At 67.2% G+C, this 6,392-nt stretch carries 5 protein-coding genes; all 5 read left to right on the plus strand.

The features are described from left to right. The first annotated feature begins 98 nt into the window (after window positions 1-98). The 5 genes from NW895_RS23475 to NW895_RS23495 all read left to right on the plus strand — a co-directional run bounded on the left by NW895_RS23475 (window position 99) and on the right by NW895_RS23495 (window position 5,863). The gene (locus NW895_RS23475) at window positions 99-2,093 is read left to right on the plus strand and encodes an FAD-dependent oxidoreductase (protein WP_289937792.1); all 1,995 of its coding nucleotides are present in this window, start codon (window positions 99-101) and stop codon (window positions 2,091-2,093) included. 289 nt (window positions 2,094-2,382) lie between these two features. Continuing rightward, on the plus strand, window positions 2,383-2,907 hold the full coding sequence (locus NW895_RS23480) for a DUF4232 domain-containing protein (protein WP_289937793.1): 525 nt from the start codon (window positions 2,383-2,385) through the stop codon (window positions 2,905-2,907). A 327-nt stretch (window positions 2,908-3,234) separates the two neighbouring features. Continuing rightward, window positions 3,235-3,723 (plus strand): carboxymuconolactone decarboxylase family protein, encoded by a 489-nt coding sequence (locus NW895_RS23485; RefSeq protein WP_289937795.1) that lies wholly within the window; start codon window positions 3,235-3,237, stop codon window positions 3,721-3,723. A 111-nt stretch (window positions 3,724-3,834) separates the two neighbouring features. Next, window positions 3,835-5,286 (plus strand): helix-turn-helix domain-containing protein, encoded by a 1,452-nt coding sequence (locus NW895_RS23490; protein WP_289937796.1) that lies wholly within the window; start codon window positions 3,835-3,837, stop codon window positions 5,284-5,286. A 7-nt stretch (window positions 5,287-5,293) separates the two neighbouring features. Next, entirely contained in the window at window positions 5,294-5,863 is a 570-nt protein-coding gene (locus tag NW895_RS23495; RefSeq protein WP_289937797.1) for a transcriptional regulator, read from the plus strand. Window positions 5,864-6,392: the final 529 nt, after the last annotated feature.

A 6,392-nucleotide genomic window follows, 5' to 3' on the forward strand; every position in this document is an offset into this window, starting at 1 on the left:
CGCACTCACGTCAGGGTTTGTCCCCCTCTTCGCCCCTTCGGGGCAACACCCCAGCGAAGGACAAGCACCCCGTCACAGCCGCCAGTACAAAGGCCGCCATGACTGAAGATCACACGACGGTGCGCTCGGACAGCGGCTTCTCCCGCAGAAGCTTCACCGCGGCGGCCGGCACCACCACGGCGGCAGCCCTGACCGGCGGTACCGCCACAGCCCTGCCCGCACCGGCCACCCCCAGCAACAGCCGTCGCACCGACATGGACCAGTGCCGCGCCGTCGCCCGCGCACTGCTCGTGCTGGACTCCGACGACCGCCCCCTCCTCCCGCGTTACCAGCACATCCTCCAGCAGGGACTGCCCAAGCGGCCCACACACCCCCACACCATCCTCATCATCGGCGCCGGCCCGGCCGGACTCGTGGCCGCCTGGCTGCTGAAGCAGGCAGGCCACCGGGTGACGGTGCTGGAAGCCAACGGCAACCGCGCCGGCGGACGCATCAAAACCTTCCGCACCGGCGGCCACGAACACGCCAAACAGCCCTTCACCGACCCCCGCCAGTACGCCGAAGCCGGCGCCATGCGCATCCCCGGCAGCCACCCCCTGGTGATGGAGCTGATCGACCAGTTCGGCCTGAAAAAACGGCGCTTCCACTACGTCGACATCGACAACGAAGGACGCCCCGCCGGCCGCACCTGGATCCACGTCAACGGCATCCGCCAACGGCGCGCCGACTACGCCCGCGCACCCCGGCGCGTGAACCGCTCCTTCGGCGTCCCCAGAGCCCACTGGGACACCCCCGCCGCCACCATCCTGCGCTCCGCGCTGGACACGGTGCGCGACGAGTTCAGTTACCTCAACCGCGACGGCAAACGCGTCAACAAACCGCTCCCACAGCAACTGCAGGGCTGGACCCGCGTGGTGCACCAATTCGGTGACTGGTCGATGTTCCGCTTCCTGACCGAGCACGCCGGCCTCGACGAGCGGACCATCGACCTGATCGGCACCCTGGAAAACCTCACCTCACGCCTGCCCCTGTCCTTCATCCACAGCTTCATCGGCTCCTCCCTCATCAGCCCGGACACACCCTTCTACGAACTACAGGGCGGCACAGCGGTCCTCGCGGACGCCCTGCTGGAACGCGTCCGCAACGACGTGCGCTTCGACCGCCGCGTCACACGCATCGAATACCACCACCCCGACCGCCCCGCACCGGACACCGAGCACGTCCGCAGCAAAGGCCCGCACGTATGGGTGGACACCGTCTCCGAAGGCCGCAACGGCCCCGTCACACGCGAGCAGTTCACCGCAGACGTCGCAGTGATCACGGTCCCCTTCTCCGGACTGCGCCACGTACAGATCGACCCACCCATGTCCTACCTCAAGCGCCGCGCAGTCTGCGAACTGCACTACGACAGCGCAACCAAAGTGCTGCTGGAGTTCAGCCGCCGCTGGTGGGAATTCGACGAAGCCGACTGGAAACGCGAACTGAACACCATCGACCCAGGCCTGTACGACGCCTACCGCACCGGCCGCGCCACCGCGGACGGCAGCCTGCTCGGCGCCCACCCCTCCGTGCCCGACGGACACATCACAGCCGGTCAACGCACCCACTACGCCGCCAACCGCGCGACCACACGCGACCAGCCGGAGGCGGCCGACGTCGTGGGCGGCGGCTCGCTGTCGGACAACGCCAACCGCTTCATGTTCCACCCCTCCCATCCAGTTCCGGGCAGCCCCGGAGGCGTGGTCCTGGCCTCCTACAGCTGGGCGGACGACGCGCTGCGCTGGGACTCCCTGGACGACGAGGCCCGCTACCCGCACGCCCTGTGCGGCCTGCAGCAGGTCTACGGCCAGCGCATCGAAGTCTTCTACACCGGCGCAGGCCGCACCCAGAGCTGGCTGCGCGACCCCTACGCCTACGGCGAGGCATCCGTGCTCCTGCCCGGACAGCACACCGAACTGCTGCCCACCATCCCCGTACCCGAGGGACCTCTGCACTTCGCCGGGGATCACACGTCCGTCAAACCGGCCTGGATCGAGGGAGCCGTGGAATCCGCCGTGCGTGCCGCCCTGGAGATCCACACCGGGCGCGCATAACCCACCACGGCCGGCGACCACCAGCCCGAACCGCCGGCCGCCGTCTGCACACCGAGCCCCGGCTGCCACTGCCACCACCGGCAGCCGGCCCCAACCATCCGGGCCTGCCCCAGGCCCCCGTCCCAGCAACCCGTTCCATGCCGTCAGCGTCCGCGCAGGTCAACACCCGTTCCAGCGTTCCGCCGTCCCATAGTGGCCGCCGTGTGTGGCGGGCGGAACGGATCGCAAAACAAGCTGTGGGTCGTCCAAGCAACCGCTGGACGACCCACTTCTGCACCTGGAGAACTCGATGCGTTCGCGCTTTGCCGCCCGCTCCGCCCGCCTTGCCCTGGCCGCCGTCGCCTCCATGGCCCTCACCGCCACAGCCGCCGCCACCGCCACCGCCACCGACAGCCGAAGCAACACCACGCGGCCCTGCGCAACCAACGACCTGACCTTCACGGTCACCTCCAAGACCCAAGCCGGTGGCCACCTCCTCATCACCGCCAAGGCCAAGCCCGGCCTCACCTGCTACCTGAAGGGCGTCCTTCCCTCCGCGTCCTTCGGCTCCTCACCCGACACCACGGCATCACCGGCCGAGCACGCCGTCAGCGAGAACGTCACGCTCTCCGGCTCCACCGCCGCCTACGCCGGCATCAACCCCAAGACCACCAACAACAACCACGGCCGGCAGTTCGACCAGCTCCACCTCTCCATCGCAGGCGACGAAACCAACGCCGTCACCCTCGACCTCCCCGACACCGCCACGGTCGACAAGCCCACCGCCACCAACTGGCACGCCGACCCCGCCGACGCCGTCCCCCTCGCCGGCTGACGCCCGCACTGAGCCCGGCGGCAACAGTCACCACCGACAGGCCGGCACCACACGCCCCCTGACCCGGTGACGAGCCGCCGGGCCGCCACCCAGGACAACTCCCAGCCGGGGCAGGAGCCCGTCTTGCCCCAGGCCTACTCGCCGCTCGCAAGCTGGACCACGGAGTTCAGCCCGTTGTACAGCTGCTCAAAGCCGGGGACGGGCGGCACACCGGTGGCCGCGGCGAACGAATCACGCAGGCCCCTGATCGCACCCCTGTCACATCCCGGCGAGCCGGTCCGTCAGTGCATCGAAGCCGCTGACCAGCCGACGCCAAGGAGCGCAGTCATGACGAACACCTCGATCTCCCGGATGCCGAACCCGGCCGAGTTCGTCCCCGAGCTGAACGACATCAGCGCCGCTCTCTTCAAGGCCACGGGCAACCGCTCCGTGCCACGCACCACGATGAACCTCATCCACCTGCGCGCCGGCCAGATCGCCGGCAACACCTACCTGACGATCCTGAACACCGGCTTCCTGCGCAAGGCCGGGGAGACGGAGGAACGCATCACCGCCGTCTCCTCCTGGCAGGACGCCCCGTACTTCAGCGACGCCGAACGCGCCGCCCTCGCCTTGACGGAGGCCACCCTCCAGCCCGCACCGCACGGCAAGGAGCGCGTTTCCGACGAACTGTACGCCGAGGTGGCGAAGCACTACGACGAAAAGGCACTGGCCACCCTCACCATCGCGATCGGCCAGATCAACTTCTTCATCGCCCTGGCCGTCATCGGCAAACCACAGCCGGTCAGCTCCCTCGCAGACGAGCAGTGGGACTGAACAAGCACCGCTGACAACGCGAACCGACTGTCAGCGATGCCGCCGGAAGCACCACGTGAAGTAAAATGTGAAGCCAAATGTGAGGTGAATGCGAAGGGAAACGAGAAGGCCGTGGACTTCGACGCGGTAGACGCACTACTGGCCTCCGTAACCGTCGACGACGGACTGCCAACACCCGCCGAACGCAAGGAACTACGCCGCACAGCCAGACTCAGCCAAGCCCAAGTGGCCCAAGCCGTGGGCGTCAGCCGGGAAACCGTCAGCGCCTGGGAAACCGGCCGCTGGGAGCCGACCGGCGACGCCCGCACCAAATACCGACGCCTCCTCCACGGACTCAAAACCAAACTCAGCCATCCGGCACCCCCCCACCCCACCCCCTCCTCCACCACCAACCATCCACCCCACAGCGACCCGGACCACCTGCCCACACCCGCACCCTGCGTCCTGTGCGGCGCCCCCGCCACACACCACGTGGAGGGCTACCCACAACACCTCGACCCGGCCGACTGCGCCCCCACAGCCCCCCACCTCTCCTCACCGCAGCCCTCACCCACCCCCACCACACACCCCGACCCGACCCCCACACCCGCCCGCCGCCGCTCCCCCCAAAAGACGGCGAACCCCATCGCGGAACTGATCCCAACCACCGTCCACGACACCCTCGCCGCCGCGGGCGGCGACCTCACAGCAGCAACCGCGGAACTGCAGCGCAGGGCCATCCCCGACGCCATGGCCCTGCTGGACGCCTGCCGCATCGGCGCCCGCTACGACATCGTCGGCCACCCGCCGCTACCCACCATCCTGCGCAAAAAGTCCGCCCACGGCGCGGACGACGTATGGGAAGCCCGCCCGAACTGGACACGCCTCGACCCGCCATCCAGCGGGGGACAGGTGACAGCCCTCGACATCAACGGCGCCTACCTGTCCGCCCTCAAGACCCATCTCCCGCTCGGCGCCCTGGAGCACTCCACCGGAAACGTCCACTCCCGCCGCCGCGCCGGCATCCACCTCATCACCCCACCGGAATGGGACCACCACCCCTGCCTCCCCAACCCGATGGGCAGCCGCGAAGAGCCGGGTCCCGTCTGGGTCACCGAGCCCACCCTCCGCCTCCTCCAACGCCTTTCAACCGCGCAGTACGGCCCACTGTGCGAGCCACCAGTCATCCACGAGTCATGGACATCCGGAGCGACGGAACAACTCTTCGAAAAATTCCGCCAGATCCTGCGCGACGCCCGCGAAAAAGCCATCACAGAAAACGACGAAGTCACCCTGGAATACGTGAAATCCATGTATTCTAAGTTCGTGTCTACCATGGGGGAATCCAACTTCAACCGGGCGATCTACCGCCCGGACTGGATGCACATCATCCGCTCACAGGCATTCGTCAACCTATGGCTGAAAGCCTACAAAGCGCATACAGCAGGACTCGCTGTCATGCGAGTCATGGGAACCGACGAACTCCACATCGCCGGCGAATGGCAGCACGTCTTCACAGAAGGGCGCGGCGTGTCACAAGTAAAAGTGAAGGACGTCTACACCCTCCCCACCGCCGAACGGTAAACACCAAATGCCCGACAGGACACACGACTTCGGACGCTACGGCGCCCAAGGCGAGCGCGGAAGCCAAGCCGCAGCACGCGTCCTCGACTCCCTCGCCGGCGGCATCACCTCCCCCGTCACCACACGCCGCGGCCTGTCAGCCCGCCTGCGCTACCTCACCCGCTCACGCTCCGGCCACAACGCCATGCGACAAGCCGGCATCACCGTCACCCCCCGAACACTCAAGGCCTGGCTCACCGGCAAGCAACGCCCCAACAAGGCCAACCTCGCCAAGATCGACGCCGCCTACTGGGCGCTACGCCGCCGCAACGTCGCCCGCTACCTTCTCCAGCGCCTCAACGCAGACGGAGGAACACGGGTAGAGATCCACCCCCTCGACCAAAGCCATGTCCCCACTCCCCGTCAACGCGTCATGGAATACCGGAGACTGAACATCCGCAACTGGGACGCCATCATTGACGCATGGGCCCGAGGAGACGCCCGGACACTCGACGACGCCTGGATCGATCAAATAGTCAACCTGGGATCCCAATGGGGCAAATACGAGTACGTCAGCTCCGTCGGATTCGCCGCCTGAGACGCCCGTTGGGAACAGCAAGCCGCGGCCGCCCGGGCCCCTGGCAGAACTTCCGCGCGCGACAGCCTCTGTGACTGCCCGATGCCTTCGGCCGCCCCGTCCCTCCTTTGGCGAATGGAACGGGGCCTCACTATGAGGGAGTACTCGGGTTGGGCTTCTCCGCTGCGCCGTTGACCCCCGAGGGGGACTTTCAGATCTGGCCATTCCGTGAGGGTGGGTTCAGCCTGACAGAAGATCAATTAGGACGAACCCTTTAAAATCTGAAAGGAAGAATCAAGTGAATTGTTTTTCACTGCCGAGAAAACGAAACTGACGGTATGTCACTTTAGATTCGCGCAGGGCCGACTCACCCCTGTAGCTGCGGCTTTTAGGAATTCGCGAAGCGAATTCCGTTGGCGTCACGGAGTGACGCCGCATCAACTCCCTTGCGGAGCAAGGGAGTTAGGCCGCGTAGCGGCCTGGTGGCTCCCGGCCCGTAGGGCCGGCGCGTCGTGCCCGCGGAGAGCGGCCGCGCGCCACTGCCTGAGGC

The sequence above is a fragment of the Streptomyces sp. S.PNR 29 genome (genome assembly GCF_030386795.1).
Lineage (GTDB): Bacteria > Actinomycetota > Actinomycetes > Streptomycetales > Streptomycetaceae > Streptomyces.

Bases quoted from the DNA above. Each gene is read 5' to 3' on its own strand.
- NW895_RS23475 (WP_289937792.1), top strand. From the start codon at position 99: ATGACTGAAGATCACACGACGGTGCGCTCGGACAGCGGCTTCTCCCGC.
- NW895_RS23480 (WP_289937793.1), top strand. From the start codon at position 2,383: ATGCGTTCGCGCTTTGCCGCCCGCTCCGCCCGCCTTGCCCTGGCCGCC.
- NW895_RS23485 (WP_289937795.1), top strand. From the start codon at position 3,235: ATGACGAACACCTCGATCTCCCGGATGCCGAACCCGGCCGAGTTCGTC.
- NW895_RS23495 (WP_289937797.1), top strand. From the start codon at position 5,294: ATGCCCGACAGGACACACGACTTCGGACGCTACGGCGCCCAAGGCGAG.